This is a genomic window from Curtobacterium sp. Curtsp22, assembly GCF_059492135.1.
The window spans coordinates 202,544-219,949 of the sequence record NZ_CP168519.1; the positions used below are offsets into that span (position 1 = coordinate 202,544).

General features: G+C 67.6%; 20 protein-coding genes. 11 read left to right on the forward strand and 9 right to left on the reverse strand.

Annotated features, from left to right (window positions below):
- The first annotated feature begins 30 nt into the window (after positions 1–30).
- Positions 31–1,188 (forward strand): TDT family transporter, encoded by a 1,158-nt coding sequence (locus ACEN8D_RS00945; protein WP_413398375.1) that lies wholly within the window; start codon positions 31–33, stop codon positions 1,186–1,188.
- A 214-nt stretch (positions 1,189–1,402) separates the two neighbouring features.
- Here ACEN8D_RS00945 and ACEN8D_RS00950 read toward each other — a convergent pair whose 3' ends face one another.
- The 3 genes from ACEN8D_RS00950 to ACEN8D_RS00960 all read right to left on the reverse strand — a co-directional run bounded on the left by ACEN8D_RS00950 (position 1,403) and on the right by ACEN8D_RS00960 (position 2,887).
- Positions 1,403–1,525, reverse strand: coding sequence for a hypothetical protein (locus ACEN8D_RS00950; protein ID WP_413399326.1), 123 nt, complete (start codon positions 1,523–1,525; stop codon positions 1,403–1,405).
- Between the two features lie 121 nt (positions 1,526–1,646).
- The gene (locus ACEN8D_RS00955; protein ID WP_413399325.1) at positions 1,647–2,078 is read right to left on the reverse strand and encodes a cupin domain-containing protein; all 432 of its coding nucleotides are present in this window, start codon (positions 2,076–2,078) and stop codon (positions 1,647–1,649) included.
- A gap of 47 nt (positions 2,079–2,125) precedes the next feature.
- Positions 2,126–2,887 (reverse strand): carboxymuconolactone decarboxylase family protein, encoded by a 762-nt coding sequence (locus tag ACEN8D_RS00960; RefSeq protein WP_413399323.1) that lies wholly within the window; start codon positions 2,885–2,887, stop codon positions 2,126–2,128.
- Between the two features lie 125 nt (positions 2,888–3,012).
- Here ACEN8D_RS00960 and ACEN8D_RS00965 point away from each other — a divergent pair, with 125 nt between their 5' ends.
- The 3 genes from ACEN8D_RS00965 to ACEN8D_RS00975 are packed head-to-tail and all read left to right on the forward strand — an operon-like array spanning position 3,013 to position 5,143.
- The gene (locus tag ACEN8D_RS00965) at positions 3,013–4,029 is read left to right on the forward strand and encodes an aldo/keto reductase (protein ID WP_413399322.1); all 1,017 of its coding nucleotides are present in this window, start codon (positions 3,013–3,015) and stop codon (positions 4,027–4,029) included.
- Entirely contained in the window at positions 4,026–4,781 is a 756-nt protein-coding gene (locus ACEN8D_RS00970; protein ID WP_413399321.1) for an SDR family oxidoreductase, read from the forward strand. Before ACEN8D_RS00965 ends, ACEN8D_RS00970 begins: the two co-directional genes overlap by 4 nt.
- Positions 4,778–5,143, forward strand: a complete 366-nt coding sequence (locus ACEN8D_RS00975) for a nuclear transport factor 2 family protein (RefSeq protein ID WP_413399320.1) — start codon at positions 4,778–4,780, stop codon at positions 5,141–5,143. Before ACEN8D_RS00970 ends, ACEN8D_RS00975 begins: the two co-directional genes overlap by 4 nt.
- An 89-nt stretch (positions 5,144–5,232) precedes the next feature.
- Here the strand turns inward: ACEN8D_RS00975 and ACEN8D_RS00980 are convergent, their stop codons facing one another.
- Together ACEN8D_RS00980 and ACEN8D_RS00985 are read right to left on the reverse strand one after the other, a co-directional pair.
- Positions 5,233–5,412: a hypothetical protein gene (locus ACEN8D_RS00980; protein ID WP_413399319.1), complete on the reverse strand. Its 180-nt coding sequence runs from the start codon at positions 5,410–5,412 to the stop codon at positions 5,233–5,235.
- Positions 5,409–6,275, reverse strand: a complete 867-nt coding sequence (locus ACEN8D_RS00985) for a helix-turn-helix domain-containing protein (protein ID WP_413399318.1) — start codon at positions 6,273–6,275, stop codon at positions 5,409–5,411. The genes ACEN8D_RS00980 and ACEN8D_RS00985 overlap by 4 nt, the downstream gene beginning before the upstream one ends.
- Positions 6,276–6,377: 102 nt before the next feature.
- On the opposite strand from ACEN8D_RS00985, the gene ACEN8D_RS00990 reads away from it, so the two are divergent.
- On the forward strand, positions 6,378–7,412 hold the full coding sequence (locus ACEN8D_RS00990; protein WP_413399317.1) for a zinc-binding dehydrogenase: 1,035 nt from the start codon (positions 6,378–6,380) through the stop codon (positions 7,410–7,412).
- 344 nt (positions 7,413–7,756) lie between these two features.
- Positions 7,757–8,146, forward strand: a complete 390-nt coding sequence (locus tag ACEN8D_RS00995) for a flavodoxin (RefSeq protein ID WP_413400406.1) — start codon at positions 7,757–7,759, stop codon at positions 8,144–8,146.
- 64 nt (positions 8,147–8,210) lie between these two features.
- Here the strand turns inward: ACEN8D_RS00995 and ACEN8D_RS01000 are convergent, their stop codons facing one another.
- A complete protein-coding gene (locus ACEN8D_RS01000; RefSeq protein WP_413398189.1) occupies positions 8,211–9,095 on the reverse strand; it encodes an aldo/keto reductase in 885 nt (294 codons plus the stop codon).
- A gap of 145 nt (positions 9,096–9,240) precedes the next feature.
- Here ACEN8D_RS01000 and ACEN8D_RS01005 point away from each other — a divergent pair, with 145 nt between their 5' ends.
- Positions 9,241–10,671 (forward strand): MFS transporter, encoded by a 1,431-nt coding sequence (locus ACEN8D_RS01005; RefSeq protein WP_413398188.1) that lies wholly within the window; start codon positions 9,241–9,243, stop codon positions 10,669–10,671.
- A gap of 64 nt (positions 10,672–10,735) precedes the next feature.
- Here ACEN8D_RS01005 and ACEN8D_RS01010 read toward each other — a convergent pair whose 3' ends face one another.
- Positions 10,736–11,185 carry a DUF4279 domain-containing protein gene (locus ACEN8D_RS01010; protein WP_413398187.1) on the reverse strand — a complete coding sequence of 150 codons (450 nt, stop codon included), beginning with the start codon at positions 11,183–11,185 and terminating at the stop codon, positions 10,736–10,738.
- A gap of 590 nt (positions 11,186–11,775) precedes the next feature.
- Here ACEN8D_RS01010 and ACEN8D_RS01015 point away from each other — a divergent pair.
- Both ACEN8D_RS01015 and ACEN8D_RS01020 read left to right on the forward strand, forming a co-directional pair.
- Entirely contained in the window at positions 11,776–12,303 is a 528-nt protein-coding gene (locus ACEN8D_RS01015) for a hypothetical protein (protein ID WP_413398186.1), read from the forward strand.
- Between the two features lie 111 nt (positions 12,304–12,414).
- Positions 12,415–13,062 (forward strand): HNH endonuclease, encoded by a 648-nt coding sequence (locus tag ACEN8D_RS01020; RefSeq protein WP_495601118.1) that lies wholly within the window; start codon positions 12,415–12,417, stop codon positions 13,060–13,062.
- A 3-nt stretch (positions 13,063–13,065) separates the two neighbouring features.
- On the opposite strand, the gene ACEN8D_RS01025 is transcribed toward ACEN8D_RS01020, so the two are convergent.
- Together ACEN8D_RS01025 and ACEN8D_RS01030 are read right to left on the reverse strand one after the other, a co-directional pair.
- Positions 13,066–13,407 carry a hypothetical protein gene (locus ACEN8D_RS01025; protein WP_413398184.1) on the reverse strand — a complete coding sequence of 114 codons (342 nt, stop codon included), beginning with the start codon at positions 13,405–13,407 and terminating at the stop codon, positions 13,066–13,068.
- A gap of 249 nt (positions 13,408–13,656) precedes the next feature.
- The gene (locus ACEN8D_RS01030) at positions 13,657–14,301 is read right to left on the reverse strand and encodes a uracil-DNA glycosylase (protein WP_413398183.1); all 645 of its coding nucleotides are present in this window, start codon (positions 14,299–14,301) and stop codon (positions 13,657–13,659) included.
- Positions 14,302–14,382: 81 nt separating this feature from the next.
- Between ACEN8D_RS01030 and ACEN8D_RS01035 the strand changes: the two genes are divergently transcribed.
- Positions 14,383–14,664, forward strand: a complete 282-nt coding sequence (locus tag ACEN8D_RS01035; protein ID WP_413398182.1) for a hypothetical protein — start codon at positions 14,383–14,385, stop codon at positions 14,662–14,664.
- Between the two features lie 1,407 nt (positions 14,665–16,071).
- Complete coding sequence (locus ACEN8D_RS01040) at positions 16,072–17,391, forward strand: competence protein CoiA family protein (protein WP_413398179.1); 1,320 nt, start codon at positions 16,072–16,074, stop codon at positions 17,389–17,391.
- Positions 17,392–17,406 lie beyond the last annotated feature (15 nt).

Sequence of the window (17,406 nt, forward strand, 5' to 3'; positions counted from 1 at the left end):
AACCATGGCGAACACGCGCACGATGGGTGCATGTCCGCTCACCTCGCCCACGCGCCCGCAGCTTCCGAGCATGGTGTGCGCGACCGGCGGCTGTTCCGGGAGTTGGAGCGGCCTGGTCTGATCGTGTCGAACCTGACCCCGAACTGGTTCGCGTCGATCATGGGCACCGGGATCGTCGCCGTCGCGGCCGCGTCGCTCCCGCTGCAATTCCCCGGCCTGCGCACGGCGGCGACGATCGTCTGGGCGATCGCCGCGGTCCTGCTCGTCGCCCTCACCATCGCGACGGTCTTGCACTGGGTCCGGTACCGCAGCACCGCAGCGAAGCACCACCTGCACCCGGTGATCTCGCACTTCTACGGCGCACCGCCGATGGCGTTCCTCACCGTCGGCGCCGGCGCGATCCTCCTCGGCAAGGACTGGATCGGCCTCCCCGCCGCGGTCACCGTCGACTGGGTCCTCTGGACCATCGGCACCATCGGCGGGCTCCTCACAGCGGTCCTGGTGCCGTACCTGGCGTTCACCCGCCACGAGAACAAACCCGACTCCGCGTTCGGCGGGTGGCTGATGCCGATCGTCCCGCCGATGGTATCCGCCTCCACCGGCGCGCTCCTGCTGCCGTACGCGCCCGCCGGGCAGGCGCGGGAGACGCTGCTGTGGTCCTGCTACGGCTTCTTCGGCCTCAGCCTCATCACGTCCCTGGTCGTGATCACGCTGATCTGGAACCGACTGGCGCAGCACAAGGTCGGCGCAGCCGGTATGGTGCCGACACTGTGGATCGTCCTCGGACCGGTCGGGCAGTCGATCACTGCAGTGAACCTCCTCGCCTCGAACGCCCCCACCGTCGTCGATGCCGCAACCGCCCACGCACTGCTGGTCGTGGCGCTGGTGTACGGGTTCGCGATGCTCGGCTTCGCACTGCTGTGGACCGTCATCGCCCTCACCATCACCCTCCGGACCGCCCGAGAGCACCTACCGTTCAGCCTGACCTGGTGGTCGTTCACGTTCCCCGTCGGCACCTGCGTCACCGGGCTGAATGGGCTCGCCCTGCACTCCGGACTCACCGTCGTCGCCGTCCTCGCAGTCGTCTACTACGCCGGCCTCGTCGCCGCATGGATCACCGTCGCCGTCCGCACCTTGCACGGCTCCGTCATCCGCGGAACACTCCTCGCACCACCAAGGTCAGCGTGACGGCCCTGACGCAGATCAGTTTTGCGAGCAGCCACACGGCGCTACCAAGATCCATGACCGCGTCTCGGTAGCCGATCGGCTATCGAGACTCGTGGCGCTGACGCGTTCCGCTTCGCGGTCCCCGATCTCGTCTTCTCGTATCAGGCGCCGGGTAAAGCACTGGCGGGGATCGCAGCGCGATCCCCGCCAGTGAGCTACCGCATCGCGGCGCTTGCTACTTGCTCTTCTTGTGTGAGGTCTGCGTCGTCTTCGGGTGCGACTTCGCGTAGCTCTTCGTCACGAACTTCCCCGTGATCGAGCTCCGCGACGAACCGCCGCCCTTGCTTCCCTTAGCCAAGACTCCGCGCTCCTTCCCGACTCCCAAGCGCAGCCAGTTCTGCGCCATCGGCCACACCCAGGCTGACATGAACCAACGACATGTAGTGGTGCGACACGCGCATGACCACTACATGTAGCGTTCAGTGGGCCGAGCTGCCCAGCAGCTGCTCGTACTTCTCATCGTCGACGGGCTCGAGCCACTCGTTGCTGACGTCGGTGCCGGGGGTGATGAAGGCGATGTGGGAGAACCAGGAGTCTGCCTTGGCGCCGTGCCAGTGCTTGGTGCCGGCGGGGACGCGGATGGTGGTGCCGGGGGTCATGCTGACGGGCTCGGAGCCTTCGGCTTGGTACCAGCCGGAGCCGGCGGTGCAGAGGAGGATCTGGTCGCCGCCGCCGTCGGTGCCGTGGTGGATGTGCCAGTTGTTGCGGCAGCCGGGCTCGAAGGAGACGTTGCTGACGGTGACGGGGCCGTCGGTGAGTGGGGCGAGGTAGCTCTGCCCGGTGAAGTACTGGGCGAAGGCGTCGTTCTTCTCGCCGAGTGGGAACGGCTGCTCGAACGTGTTGTCGGTCATGCGGGGCTCCTGGTTCGTAGGGGCGTGCGGTGTGGTGGCGGGGGCTGTCAGTCGGTGAGGGGTGCGGCGTCGTTGACGGCGGCAAGGCCGTTGAGGGTCCGCGGGTAGCCGATGAAGGGGACCAGGACGGTGAGGACGTCGATGAGGTCCTGGCGGGTGTTGCCGACGTTGAGGTTCCCGGCGACGTGGCCTCGGGCCTGCTGGTCGACGCCGCCGAGCGCGACGAGCATCGCGAAGGTCAGCAGTTCCCGAGTGCGCAGGTCGAGGCCGCCGCGGGCGACGGTGTCGCCGAAGCAGTTGCCGGACAGGAACTGTTGGAAGTGGACGGTGTCGGCGGACGCGGCGTCGTACATGCTGTCGACGCGGTCGGCACCGACGATCTGGCCCTGCACGTCGCGGCCGTGCGCCATGCGGGTGTCGGGGTTGGTGGTGCTCTGGTCCGGGAGCGGGAGATCAACGCCGCGAGCGGTGAGCGTGTCGTTGGTGGCGGTGAGGAAGTCGATGGTGCGGGCGACGCCGACGTAGGCGACTGCCTGGTAGACGACTTCCTTGACTTCGACCGGGGTGACGTCGTTGTCGAGGGCTGCACCGAGGAGGACTCGGAACTCGGTCAGCGCGCCGACGGCGATCGTTGCGCCGAGCTGCACCAGGAGCCGGTCCTGCCGGCTGATCGAGACGTCGCGGAGCGTCTCGTCGAAGACGAAGTCGTCGAAGTACGCGACGAACTCGGGGTCGGTCTGGGCGAACGTCGACGCGTGGTGGGGGAAGAGTTGGTCGTGCTCACGCTGGGCTGCAGGGTTCGCTGGCATGCCCTTGACGGTACGACCGGGGGATGCGTGCTGGGAGGGGATGTTCTTACCTCCTCCGAGGAGCCGGCCGTCCGTACCGTGAGGATCGTGACCGGCCGTCTAGTCGTGGTCACGGAGAGGAAAACATGGACTACCGCCAGCTGGGACGCACCGGCGTCCAGGTGAGCCCGCTCGCGCTCGGCACGATGATGTTCGGCCCGTGGGGCAACGAGGACGTCGACGACTCGATCCGGATCATCCACCGCGCGCTCGACGCCGGCATCAACTTCGTCGACACCGCCGACGTGTACTCGTCGGGTCAGTCGGAGGAGATCGTCGGCAAGGCCCTCAAGGGCCGCCGCGACGACATCGTCCTCGCGACGAAATTCTTCATGCCGATGGACGACGCCCCGAACCACTCCGGTGGCTCCCGGAAGTGGATCATGCAGGAGGTCGAGAACTCCCTCCGCCGCCTCGGCACGGACTACATCGACCTGTACCAGGTGCACCGTCCGTCGCCGACGACCGATGTCGAGGAGACCCTGTCCGCGCTGACCGACCTGGTCCGGCAGGGCAAGGTCCGCACGATCGGGTCGTCGTCGTACTCCGGTGCGGAGATCGTCGAGGCGCAGTGGGTGTCCGAACGCCGCGGCTACGAGCGGTTCCGCACCGAGCAGCCGCCGTACTCGATCCTCGTCCGCGGGATCGAGGAAGACGTCCTCCCGACCGTGCAGCGGTACGGGATGGGCACCCTGGTGTACAGCCCGCTGTCGGGCGGCTGGCTGACCGGACGGTGGCGGAAGGACCAGCCGGGTAAGCCGACGTCGGCCGCGCGCCCGTCGGCCCGGTTCGACATGTCCACGCCGGCGAACCAGCGCAAGCTCGACATCGTCGAGGACCTCGCCCAGCTCGCTGAGGCGAACGATCTGACCCTGATCGAGATGTCGATCGCGTGGGCGATCAACCACCCGGGCGTCACCAGCGCGATCATCGGCCCCCGCACGATGGAGCAGCTCGAGTCGCAGATCACCGCCGCCGACGTGACCCTGTCGACGGAGATCCTCGACCGGATCGATGAGATCGTCGCGCCGGGCGTCACGATCAACCTCGACGACAACAGCTACGGCCAGCACACCCTGACCGCCGCGGCGCGGCGCCGATGAGCGAGCAGTTGACGGTCCTGGTCGTCGGTTCGACCGGTTCCGTGGGCAGGCACGTCGTCGCGGAAGCCGTCCGGCAGGGCCACACGGTGCGGGCACTGGTCCGCAGCCAGGCCCGCGCCGGCCGGCTCGACCCGGCCGCGGAGATCGTCGTCGGCGACCTCACCGACGCCGACACCCTGACCGACGCGGTCCGTGACATCGACGCGGTCGTGTTCACCCACGGCGCCGCGTACGGCAGCAACGACGCCGAACACGTCGACTACGGCGCCGTCCGGAACGTCCTGCAGGCCCTCGACGGTCGGCCGGTACGGGTTGCGTTGATGACCAGCATCGGTGTCACCCGCCGCGCGGTCACGCATGACTGGAAGCGTCGCAGCGAACGGCTCGTCCGCGCCAGCGGCAACCGGTACACGATCGTGCGTCCGGGTTGGTTCGACTACAACGACGCCGACCAGCTCGAGGTCACGTTCCTGCAGGGCGACACCCGGCACGCCGGCAGTCCCGCCGACGGTGTCATCGCCCGGCACCAGATCGCCCGAGTCCTCGTCGACGCGCTCACCACCGACACCGCCGACCACAAGACGCTCGAGCTCGTCGCTGAACGCGGCCACGAGCAGACGGACCTGGCGCCCGTGTTCGCAGCCCTCGACGCCGACACCGGCATCGACGGGGTCCGGGACCAGGACAACCAGCCCGTCGCCCAGGAACCGGCTGCCGTTCGGCAGGACCTCGACCGGCTCGGGTCGGCGTGACGTTCGAGTCGACGGCGACTGCCTCCTGGGGCGCGGTCCGGGACGCGATGGTGCACGCCGATACGGCAGCGCTCGACACCCTCCTGACTGATGGGTTCACGCTGACCCACATGACCGGGTTTGTGCAGCCGAAAGCGGACTGGCTGGCAGCGATCGATGATGAGCAGATGCAGTATCACCGCATCCGCGACGTCGAGGTCCGGGCGTTGCCGGAAGACGATGCGCTGATCGTGCGGACCATGACCGACGCGACGATCTGGGGCGGCCGTGCCGACTGGCGGCTGCAACTGCGCCTCCGGCTGCGTCCCACCGCGGGCGCGGCACCCACGCAAGTGACGGAGATTCGCGCGTCGACGTGGTGACCACCTCGCAGACGCAGAAGGCCCGGTGCTCTCAGAGCACCGGGCCTTCTCGTGTGTCTCGGCTCAGCGCCGTCGGAACAGGTCCGCGATCACCACGGGCCGGGGGCCAGGCGGACCGCGGCTTCGGCTCGGATGCGGTCGTCCTCGACCTGGTCGCGGGTGAGGTCGTCGATGCCGCGTTCGGCTTCCAGCCGGAACCGCAGTCGACTCCAGAACCCGGCTGGTGCAACGGCTGCGATGACTGCGACTGACTCGGTGTCGGCGCTCACGCGTCCGCTCGTGCCGAGCTGGTGGTGGTTGCGGCGAGGTTCGACAGCAGCTGGAGTCGTTCCGCGGACGGTGAGCCCGGTTCAGCGCCGTAGACGATGAAGGTCAGGCCGGTGTCGGAGGAGAGTTCCATCGCCTCGTAGGTGAGGTCGAGATCGCCGACGTCGGGGTGGTGCACCCGCTTGGCGCCGTTGAGGTGCCGGAGCACGCCGTGCGCTGCCCACAGCTCCCGGAACTGGTCGCTGCGGGTGGAGAGCTCACCGATGAGGGCGGTGAGGCCCTTGTCGTACGGGGATCGGGCTGCTTCGGCGCGGAGCACCGCGACGAGGTCGCTGACGACGAGGTCGTAGTCGCGGTAGTAGGTGCGTGCTCGCGGGTCGAGGAACGCGAACCGTGCCGTGTTCGGGGTGCCCGCTGGGCTGATGAACATCGGCGAGTACAGGGCCCGGGCGGCGTCGTTGCCGGCGAGGAAGTCCGACCGGCCGTTGCGGACCCAGGCCGGGGCGGTCATGTTGTCCAGCATCTGCTGCACGGTGGGACGCACCCGCGACGTCGGGGTCTTCTTCCGCGCGGTCCCGGAGGTGTTCTGCAGCCGCGCCAGGTCGAACAGGTGCGCGTGTTCGAACTCGTCGAGTCGGAGCGCCCGGGACAGCGATTCCAGGACCGCTTCGGATACCCCGGTGAGGTTCCCGCGCTCGAGGCGGATGTAGTAGTCCACGCTCATCCCGGCGATCAGCGCGAGCTCTTCCCGGCGCAGCCCCTTCACCCGTCGGGCGCCACCGAAGTCGGGCAGTCCCACGTCGGCGGGTGTGACGCGTTCGCGACGCGTTCGGAGGAAGTCGCGGACCTCTGCTGTCGTGTCCATGCCCCGAGGCTACGTCGAGGCATCTGCGCGGAGGAGGGGATGCTGTTACCTGTCAACCCGACGTCCGGCGGGCAAGGCTTGCAGGAGTGAGAAAGGAGCTCCATGCGAGCCACACTGATGTACGGCGCGGGCGACGTCCGCGTTGAGAACGTTCCGAATCCGACCATCTTCGAGCCGACCGACGCGATCGTGAAGGTCGTCGCCGGCTGCATCTGCGGATCCGACCTGTGGCCCTACGGGTCGATGCCGAAGTCCGATGACGGGGCCCGGATGGGTCACGAGTTCGTCGGCATCGTCGACGAGATCGGCGCGGACGTCACCGACGTGCAGGTCGGCGACTTCGTCATCGCACCGTTCGTCGCCTCCGACGGCACGTGCGACTTCTGCCAGGAAGGCCTGCAGACCTCCTGCCGCCACGGCGCCCACTGGGGTTCCGACGGCGTCGACGGCGGCCAGGGCGAGCAGGTCCGCGTGCCGCAGGCAGACGGCACCCTCGTCGTCGTGCCCGCCGGGTTCGACGAGGCCCTGATCCCGTCGCTGCTGAGCCTGTCCGATGTGATGTCGACCGGCTACCACGCAGCCAAGACCGGCGGTGTGGCACCAGGGAAGACCGTCACCGTGATCGGTGACGGCGCGGTGGGCCTGTCCGCCGTGCTGTCGGCGGAAATCCTCGGCGCCGACCGGATCATCCTGATGGGCCGTCACCAGGCCCGCACGGACCTCGGCCGTGAGTTCGGCGCGACCGACGTCGTCGCCGAGCGTGGCGAGGACGGCGTCGCGAAGGTCAAGGAGCTCACCAACGGTGACGGCACCCACGTCGTCCTCGAGGCGGTCGGGCTGAAGCCGGCGCTCGAGACCGCGTTCCAGGTCGTCCGCGACGGTGGCGTGATCAGCCGCGTCGGCGCGCCCCAGTTCGAAGACGTCCCGTTTGGGTTCGGCGAGTTCATGCGCAACGTCACCCTCACCGGCGGCGTCGCCCCGGCGCGGGCCTACATCCCGGAGCTGCTGCCGCAGGTCCTCGACGGCTCCATCGAGCCCGGCAAGGTCTTCGATCGCACCGTCGACCTCGACGGTGTGCCCGCCGGCTACCAGGCGATGGCTGACCGGGAAGCGCTGAAGGTCCTGGTCCGCCCGTAACCGGCAGACCTGCAAGACAGGCGCGGCCCGGCAGCTTCCCCCCCCTCGCTGCCGGGCCGCGCCGCATGAAAGGACAGCATGCCCGCCCCGGTCACCCGTCGCGGCTTCATCCGAACTGCCGCCCTCATCGGCGGCGGCGCCGCCGCGACTGCAGCACTGACTGCATGCAGTCGACCCAACCCGGATGGAGCACCCGTGACAGCGACCAGCGATACGAGCCGGACCCTGCTGGTGTACTTCTCGCGAGCCGGCGAGAACTACTGGCACGGCGGCCGCCGGATGCTGCGCACCGGCAACACCGAACGCCTCGCCGACCTGATCACCGCCCGGGTCGACTGCACCACGTGCGCATCCGCGAGACGGAGCCATACTCCGACCGGTACGACCCGACCGTGCAACGCAACGTCGAGGAGCAGCAGCAGAACGCCCGCCCCGGCATCACCGGCACGATCCCGGACCTCGCCGACTACGACACCGTCCTCATCGGCAGCCCGATCTGGAACGTGCGACCACCGATGATCATGTCCACGTTCCTCGAGGCAGTCGATGTGACCGGGAAGCGGGTGCTGCCGTTCGTCACCTACGCCGTCAGCGGCGCCGGGAACACCACCAGCACGTACCGGCCGCTGACCCCGAACGCTGCGACCCTCGGTGAGCCGCTCGCCGTTCGCGGCGAGGACGTCGCCGACGCCGCAGCCGACGTCGAGCGGTGGATCCGGGACAACCGGATCTGAACGCCCCACTGCAGAAGGGCCCGACGCGAGTAACGCGTCGGGCCCTTCTGCAGTGGGGGTGGTGTCAGTCTTCGGGGATGGTGCGGCCGACGAAGCGGGAGGAGTCACCGTCCGGATCGGGGCCGTTGCGCACGCCGCGATCCAGCCCGTCGAGGGCGGTGAGCTGCTCGGCGGTGAGGTCGAAGTCGAACACGTCGAAGTTCTCCGCGATCCGGGACGGGTTCGTGGACTTCGGGATGGCGCTGCGGCCCTGCTGCACATGCCAGCGGAGCATCACCTGCGCCGGGGTCTTCCCGTGTTCCGCAGCGATCGCCTTGATCGTGTCGTCGTCCATCACGCTGACCCGCTGGTCACCCCAGCCCGGGTAGAACGTGATCCCGCCGATCGGGGACCATGCCTGGTCGAGGATGCCGTGCTCCGCGTCGGCGCGCTGCACGTCGGCCTGGGTGAAGTACGGGTGCAGTTCGATCTGGTTCAGCGCCGGGATCACGTCGGTCTGTTCGAGCAGGGACCGCAGGTGGTGCGGCATGAAGTTGCTGACACCGATCGCGCGGACCTTCCCGTCGGCGTAGAGCTGCTCGAGCGCCTTGTAGGACTGGACGGTCTTGTCGAACTGATCCGGGGTCGGCTGGTGCAGGATGAACACGTCGAGGGTGTCCACGCCCAGCTTCCGAGTGGACTTCTCGAACGCGTGCAGGGTTTCGTCGTAGCCGTAGTCCGACGGGAACACCTTGGTCTCGATGATGATCTCGTCGCGGGCGATGCCGGCGGCGCGGATCCCCTCGCCGACCTGCCGTTCGTTGCCGTACGCGGCGGCGGTGTCGATGTGGCGGTAGCCGACCTCGATCGCGGTGCGGACCGCGTCGACGGTGTCCTCGGGAGAGCTCTGGAAGACGCCGAACCCGATGGGCGGCAGCTGGACGCCGTTGTTGAGTGTGAGGTTGTCCATGCCTCCGACGGTAGGTCGCATATTGCGGCGGTGACGGGGGCTGCTGTTACCTGTTTCGGCCGCATTTGCGAGTGCAGGGGATACCCGCGGAACAGGGGATAGCAGCACCTGTCAGCCGGGCGTGGACGGCGGGAGCATCGATGCCGTGACCACTGGAACCCTGCAGCCGCGAACCGGGACGAACGCCGTCGCCGTCCACAAGACCGCGATCCTTGCGATCATCCTCATCAGCTACTTCATGCTGATCCTCGACAACTCGATCATCTTCACCGGGCTGCCCACCATCCAACGCAGCATGGGGTTCACCCAGACGGGGCTGACGTGGGTGCAGGACGCGTACACGTTGACGTTCGGTGGTCTGCTGCTGCTCGGCGCCCGCGCCGGCGACATCGTCGGCCGCCGCCGCATGTTCCTCATCGGCCTGGTGATCTTCACCGTCGCATCCGGCCTGGTCGGTGCCTCACAGTCCGAAGCGTGGATGATCGCCGCCCGTGCCCTGCAGGGCATCGGATCCGCGATTCTCGCACCGGCGTCGCTGTCGCTCATCACCGCCACCTTCGAGGAGGGCCACGAGCGCGGCCGCGCCGTCGCCCTGTACTCGGCGGTCGCGGGAATCGGCGCGAGCCTCGGCATGGTCGTCGGCGGCGTCTTCGCCGACCTCATCTCCTGGCGAGCCGGCTTCTACATCAACCTCCCCATCGGTGTCGTGATGTTCATCCTCGCGGTCCGGTTCCTGATCGAAACGCCCCGCACCCCGGGCCGCTTCGACGTCTTCGGCGCGCTGACTTCCACCGTCGGCGTCGGATCCCTGATTTTCGGCGTCATCGAATCCTCCACCCGCGGGTGGGGATCACCCGTGACGATCACCGCGGTCGCTGTCGGCGTGATCGTCCTCGTCCTCCTGGTGGTCAACGAGTGGCGTGCCGCGCAGCCGATCATGCCGCTGCGACTGTTCCGTGGCGCCACCCGTTCCGGCGCCTACGCCGTCCGGTTCCTGTACATGGGCGCGATGATGGGGTTCTTCTTCTTCACCACCCAGTTCCTGCAGGAAGCCTTCGGCTGGAGCCCCTTGCAGGCAGGCCTCGGATTCCTGCCGATGAGCATCGTCAACTTCGCCGTCGCGATGGCCGTCCCACGGCTCCTGCACCAGATTCACGGCGGCATCGTCCTCATCGCCGGCATCGCCCTCACCGGCATCGGGCTGCTCTGGCTCGCGCAAGCCACCGCTGACTCGTCGTTCCTGCTCGCCGTCGCCGCCCCGATGGTCGTCATCGGTGCCGGTCAAGGCCTCGCGTTCGCACCCCTCACCAGCTTCGGCATCGCCGGCGCAACCAGCGCCGACGCCGGCGCCGCCTCAGGCCTGGTCAACACAGCCCACCAGCTCGGCAGCTCCCTCGGCCTCGCAGTCCTCGTCGCCGCCTCCACTGCCCTGACCACCGGCACCGGCGTCGTGGGAGTCGTCGGACGTACCCACAGCGCACTCACCCTCGCCAGCATCTTCATCGCCGCAGCGCTCATCCTCTGCGCCGTCGTCATCGTGCCCACCGTCGCGCGACAGCGCCGCACTTTCCCGTAGGAAGCGTCCGGTTGCCGATCGACAAGCGGACGGTTGCCCGGGCTACTACTGACGTCGCCACAGCTCACCAGACTTCGTCGTACGAGATGTTCACATGCTTGGTCGACACGGGCGTCAGCTCGAGATCCAGGCCCGCGGCGGCCACTTGCCTCAACGTCTCCGCCGGCACGGTGAAGGTGTTCTCCTTGTGGTCGGTGATCAGAACCACGGACAGGGTGACGGAGTAGCCATCGCCGCGAAGAGTCGCGAACAGACCTGCTGCGTTCTGTGGCAGCAACTGCAAGATCCAATGCACCCGCCCCCACGGGTCCTGCCCGTGCGCTGCCCGGATCTCGTCGATGTGGTGGTTGCTGAACAAGTTCCAGATGGAGACGTCGAACACTCGGGGACCGTCACCCTTCGGGTCACCGATCTCGTACTGCTCATCGGGGGTGACGGCCAAGAGCTCTGTCACGTTCGCTGAGGAGCCACGCTGTCCGTGGATGTTCAACTCCACCTGGATGCTCTTGATCACTCCGGCAGTGTTCCACGCCCGCGCTCTGGCCAGCGCGACTTCCGTCACGACGATGTCCGCTACGCGATCGGCTTTTGAGACCCTGTGCACGGTCGGACACCGCACGGCGTGCGAGGATCGGGCCGTGACTCGAGGGGACACAGTGAGCAGCGGACGCGCTGGGACAAGACCCTGGCTGCACGTGCTGCTGGCAGCCGGAGTCGGCGCCGTCGCGGCGCACCTCACGCATGGAGGTGCGGTCGCCGTTCTCCTGACGGGGCTTCCGGGCGTGATGGTGCTCGTGGTGATCACGGCCCTGACTGGTGCAGCTCTTGCGCTCTGTGCGGTCCTCGGAACAGGCCGGCGCCGGTCCGCTTGGCTGGGAACCACGACACTCCTTGTGGTCCCCGCGGTTCTCGCCGTCGACGCCGTCCTGTATGTGCGCGCTGGCCCAAGCACAGCGCCCGATGGCGGCCTCTCGGCATCGCCGCTCTTGTGGGTGACTGGCGCAGTACTCGCGGCGCTGCCTGCGCTCTTGGCGCACAAGACGCGCACCAACAGATCCGCCTAGCAATCGCCTCGTCGGCTGCGCATCCGGTTACCGTGGTCGGATGGGGGAGCGGGACGAACAGGCGCCGAGCGCGCTCCGGTTGGTGGGCATGCTCGTTGCGCTCGTGCTGCTACTCGGCGGCGTAGTCGCCGCAGTCGTGTTCAGCGTCGGCGCCTCGGTGCACCGGGCGTTGGGGCCGCAAGAGACCGACGACGGCAGCATCTGCGAGCCGCTGAAGGGCGAGTGCAGTCACCTCGGGCGGACGTCGATCGAGAAGAGGTTCAGCGTCAGACTGCCGACGGACGCGCAGCTCGAGGCATCGGGGGCCAGGTCGTTGATCAAGGCGTCCGAGGCGTGGGTGGTGGCCTGCGTTCCGGACGTGAGCGCGCAGCTGCAGGACGCGGAGCGTGCTGGCTTCGTGGAGTCGGCGGTGTCCGACTACCCGGAGCGACACGACTGGTCGGGCAAGGGGCCGGTGTCGCAAGAGGTGCGGCTGGTCACTCCAGCCGATGGCAGTCAACGACTGGACGTCGGCAGCAGCTGCGACGTTGGTGCGTGGGTCTACCTCGGGTACTTCCGGGACTTGTGAGCCCCGGACGCTGGTCACGGGCGCGAGAACTCAGCAGTTGCGTTGAGCGACTTCACGGTGTGACGCGGCACCGCTACGTTCATGAGGAGTCAGTTCGACGATCGGAGCCCGATGCCTCGCCCTCTCGCGGCCGACCGACCACTCACCGCGTTCCGATGCGGCGGCTGTGGCGTCGAGTACCCGACGCATTTGCGGAACCGGAAGTACTGCGTCAACGAGTGTCGGCTGGTGTACCTGGCGGCTCGCTCCGGCCACTGCTACGGATGCCACAAGGAGATCGCGTTGAGCTTCGATGAGCAGTTCGTCGCGCGCGTCAGGGGCGAGTGGGAAGCGGTCTCGACCGCGTTCGCGGCCCTGCACGAGGGCTGCCGACGGAAGATCATCGACGAGTCCGGAAGGCCGGTCGGCTGTGGATGTTCGGCGTGCCAGCGAGCTCGAGGCGACGCTGTCTCGAGGCGTCGCCCGGCTCCTCGGCCGCGAGCGCGCGAGGTGTCATCGGAGTTCGCGAGGAACCGGGCGATCGTCCTTGAGCGCGATGGCTGGGTGTGCCAGATCTGCTACATCCCAATCAACCGCGAAGCGCTACCGTTCGACGATCGCGCGCCGGCTGTCGACCACATCGTTCGAGTGACCGACGGTGGAGGTGACGAGCTCGCCAACCTCCGCGCTGTGCACCGGTGGTGCAACCTCAGACGCGAGCACTTCCTCTTTGGCGAGGACGACCTCGTTGCGGAAGCGGCGCGGGTGCGCTTTGCATGAAGATCAGCGAGGACCGCGCAGCGGACTTCGCCGGCTGATGTCGCGTCCTCGGATCCAGCGACCGGCTTCCTTCCGGGGCCATCGCCACCAGCGGAAAATCTCCCAGCGCTCGTAGGCACCGTCTTCCTTCACCTCGACGCGGGCGGCTGCAGCGAAGGAGCCGTAGCGACGGGGGACGACCCATTCGACGCCGACCCACACCGACGGAAGGAGATCGCGAGGCACCCGAAGCTCGAGGGTCTCGGGGCCCGAGCGGACGTCGAGCACCGGTGGCAGGTCGGGGATCTCCATGCGCTCGATACCCCACACGCGCCAGCGCGGCTCGTACAAGACGTGCTCACCCATCGGCCGGGCCGTGACCGTGACGTCGAGCCAGTCGTTGACCGGTCTCGGATCCAGCCTCGGTCGCGCGAGACCGAGAACGACATGGCGCGCGGAGGTTCGCGGTTCGCGCGGATCATGAAGTCCGCGACGGCGATCGAGATGGCGAAGGCACCCAGAATGGAGGTGACGCCCTGCACTCCGGCCCACCACGGAGCTTCCCACCAGTTCATGCCGCGACGCTACACAGGATCCGCGACCGCTCGGCTGATGTCAGCTGTCGACCTGGTCGACGAACGTCGCGGCCTTAGTTAGCGTCGCGACGAAGTGCTCCTTCGCGCCGGCCTGCGCGAACGACTGGCCGGCCGGGTGCACCGTGCGCAGCACTCGGTAGCGATCGCCGATCGCGAGGTCGAGGTAGGCGTCCCATCCCGTCTGAGCCTTCTGGCCGGACAGGACGATCGCGCGGAGGTCAGGCAGGAGCGCCAGGAGCCCCCGCAGTTCAACAGCGCCCTGAGCGAGGTCCACCGGCGTCGGCTTCACGGACGCGCGCCCCAGGACCCAGGGCACGATGTTCCATGCGAGGACACCGCGGTGGAGGCCGACCTCGTCGCGCGTGCGCCAGAGGTTTTGTGCCGTCGGGTCGTCGTTGTCGACCGAGATGAAGCCGGAGCCGCCCCACTCCGGGACGGTCTTCGGGCCCGGTGCTTCGAGGAGCAGTAGGACCTGCGATCGGACGCCGGTCTCGGCGGGATCGAAGTGCGGCACGACGATCTCCGGCTGACGCGCGCGCCGGCGGTCCTCGACGTCGCGGGCCCACGCCTCGAGCGGGAGGGTGTGCTCGGCGGTGGTGAGCAGCTGCCGCCGCTCGGTCACACGTTCCGGGTCGCGGAAGCCGCGAGGCACGTCGAGGAACATGGCCTGAGCGTAGCGATTCAGCGAGGCTGGAAGCGCATCGCTCAGTGCCTTGACCACCCCTGTGGCACGCACCGTGATGCAATGGCCTTCGTGGAGATTGCCGTGAGGTCTTCGAAGGACGGGTATCGATGGATCGCGCTCGACGACGACGGCAACGCGCTCGTCGACGCTGGCGCAGCTTCGTTCCAGGACGCGGCTGAGTCATGCGCGCACTGGTGGTTTTCCGTGGACGAGGACGGCCCACCTCCGACAATCATCGGTAGCCGGGTGGGTCGATCAGCCAGCCGACGCGATCAGGAGAGGTTCAGAGATGCCGTGGACATGAACCTAATCCAGTTGCGAATCGACACCGATCGACGCTGAGTACGCTCGGGCCTGCCAGCCCCGGCGCAGTTGATGCCTGGTCACCCCGGCTTACGATCCGTCTCGCGAACGACAAGGAGCGAGGAACGCGGGCGGGTACAGCCTGACGCCTGGGTGCTCGGACAACGACCACGCTCGCTGCTGAGCTGACCACGCTCGAGGAACGCATCAGCCATGCCGCCAGTGCGCCAAGTAGTCGAACAAACGTTCGACTGGTCTCATGGGTAAGAACGTCAGGCACGGAACAGACGTCAGCAGGTCGGCGATCAACGAGTTCCTGACGCGCCCTCGGCCGGTCACGCTGACTAAGGACGAGCTCGCGGACGATCCCGTCAGCGAGGTCACGAATGGTGAGCCCGTTGACGTCTCATTGCGCTTCCCGGAACAGTCCGTGCGAGAGCGTGCTGTGGTCGCCGCCTACACCGATCGCGCTCGTCAGGTCGAGGTCACCCGGCGCGACGGTTCGTCGTACCGGGTGTGGGTCTGGGCCGGGGCAGTGACCGTCGCCGGTCGGGAGCGCCGATCAGCGTGGGAGCGGGGGAGGTCTGAAACCTCGCCCATCCCTCGTTTTGTTCAGCAGGACGGTTGCTCGTCCGATTGGAGGCTGTCGTGCTACTCTCCGAACCAAGGCGATCGCATTCAGGCGAACGCCGCGACTCGCTCGCTTTTGCGGCGGATAGGAGCCACATCATGGCTGTTGTATTTGTGTCAGTGAATCAGTCCTACCAGGCAGGTATGGATGCGACCGAGCTTGCAGCCGTAGCGCACCGGGCGTGGGCCCTGTCCCTTGCTCGTGCGCAAGCGATGGATCACCTCGTCGCCGTGGTGCAAAAGAAGGCTCTGATGGCGTGGCCAGTGCTTGATGCCTATCTCACGGAAGAGACATACAGCACTAACGGGGGAGAGCGTCCCCGTGTTGCGTTCGCGTTGGGTGCGCCCGTTCCGGTCCGGCCCGAGTGGCATGAATCACCAGATCTTCGCCGCGGCGTCGTCTTCGATCTGGACGTTTGAACTCAGACGCGCTCGGCTGCTTACGTGAAGGCGGCGCCCGTACGCCTAGCCTCGGTGAATCCGAAAGGTTGATGGGGGGCGCATGCCTTGGAGAAAACTTCAACCGCTGCTTCCGTCAAGAAGCGTCTCTTTGGAGCGTCGAAAGGTCGGCTGAAACCCACCACCTCTCCTTGCAAGATGATCCGCACGGACGGGCACCGCCTGGTGCCCGGGCGTGCGGATGGCTGCAAAGTCAGGAGATCGCAGTCCCGGAGCTAGATGTGTCGCGTCATCCTCCGCGCAGTCGCCCGGAAACAGAGAAATTCAGGGAGTGCGCCGCTATCTCCCGGCGAGAAGTGACCTCACCCCACGATGGGGACCTGACGATGTCACAGCTTCCGACTACGGTCAGCTCCTGTGGAGCAGTCCTTCGCCTTCGACCACGCAGCGCTGCTCGCGGCGTTCCAGAAGGACGGCGACCCCAGGTTCCTGTGGGGTCTCGATCGGAGCATCGGTGGCCTCTTCTACCTCGAGGACGACCAGGCCCACCAGCAGCACGACCACGTCGTGGCGAACGTCACCTGCCCGGTGCCAGGCTGCGACGCACAGCTCACGACCGTCCACAGCACCGTCAAGCGTGATCACCTCCGACACAGATCATCCTCCGGTGGCCATGGTCCCGAGTCGCTCTTCCACTCGCAGGGCTGCGCCTTGATCGAAGAGTGGCTCCGGCTCAAGTACCCGCAGTGCCACGTCAAGCGCGAGGAGTACACCAGCCCGGAGGGTGAGAGTCGCGCGGACGTGCTAATCACGCATCCGTCAGGTGAGCGCGTTGCGTTCGAGGTGCAGTACTCGCCGCTCACCGCCGACGCGTGGAGCGACCGCCACGAGCGCTACCGCGCCCGTGGCGTTCGCGACGTGTGGCTCTTCGGCCACACCAGGAAGCAGCTCAAGCTCAATGACGCAGGCATACTCCAGCCGAACCCCGCCATTGCCGCTGTCGCGGCGACGGGGGTTCCGCTCCTCTTCATCAACCCCGAGACGCGGCAGCTCGCGCTTGCGACCTCCTGGACGTCGTCCTTCTCCGCCGAGATCGGCGCTGAGACTCTGCCGCCGGACGTGCCTGTGCTTGGTAGCGCTGACGGTGCAGTCCTCGAGGTGTACCCGCTCGAGCACTTCCGCCTCGGTCGTCCCGCGCTGACCTCAGACCGAATCGCAAAGCTGCTCGACAACGCGCGCGAGCTACCGGTCTACAACGAACGGCAGCGCCGGCTGTACGCCGAGCGGCTCGAACGCGAACGCCTCCGAGAAGAGGCCCGACGCGCGCAGCAGGCAGCGCAGTGGGAACGCGGACGCAAGCGGCGCGAGGCTCAGATCGAGGCGATCCGCGCTGCGCTGCAGGTCGCTGCTCCGTGGGGTGCCTCGCACCCGGCGGCGCCGCTCATCGAGCAATTCCTCAACGGTCGCAGACCGCGCGATCTCGGTCGGTCGGGCGAGCTCGAACAGTGGAAGTGCGTCGCGTACTTCTTCCACATCGCCGGGCAGATCGATGTCCTATTCGGGGTCAAGGACGTCGCCGACTCGCTCTACCGACACCGCATCCGACTCGGCCAAGGCACGTACAAGACCATTGGTCGCTGGCTTCACGAGCTCGTTTACGAGGAGTTCCTATACGAGGGCCGCGGCACCGACGGGTTCCCCGTCTACAAGCCGCACTTCAGCGGCACCTGGTGGTGACCGCACGCCGGCACC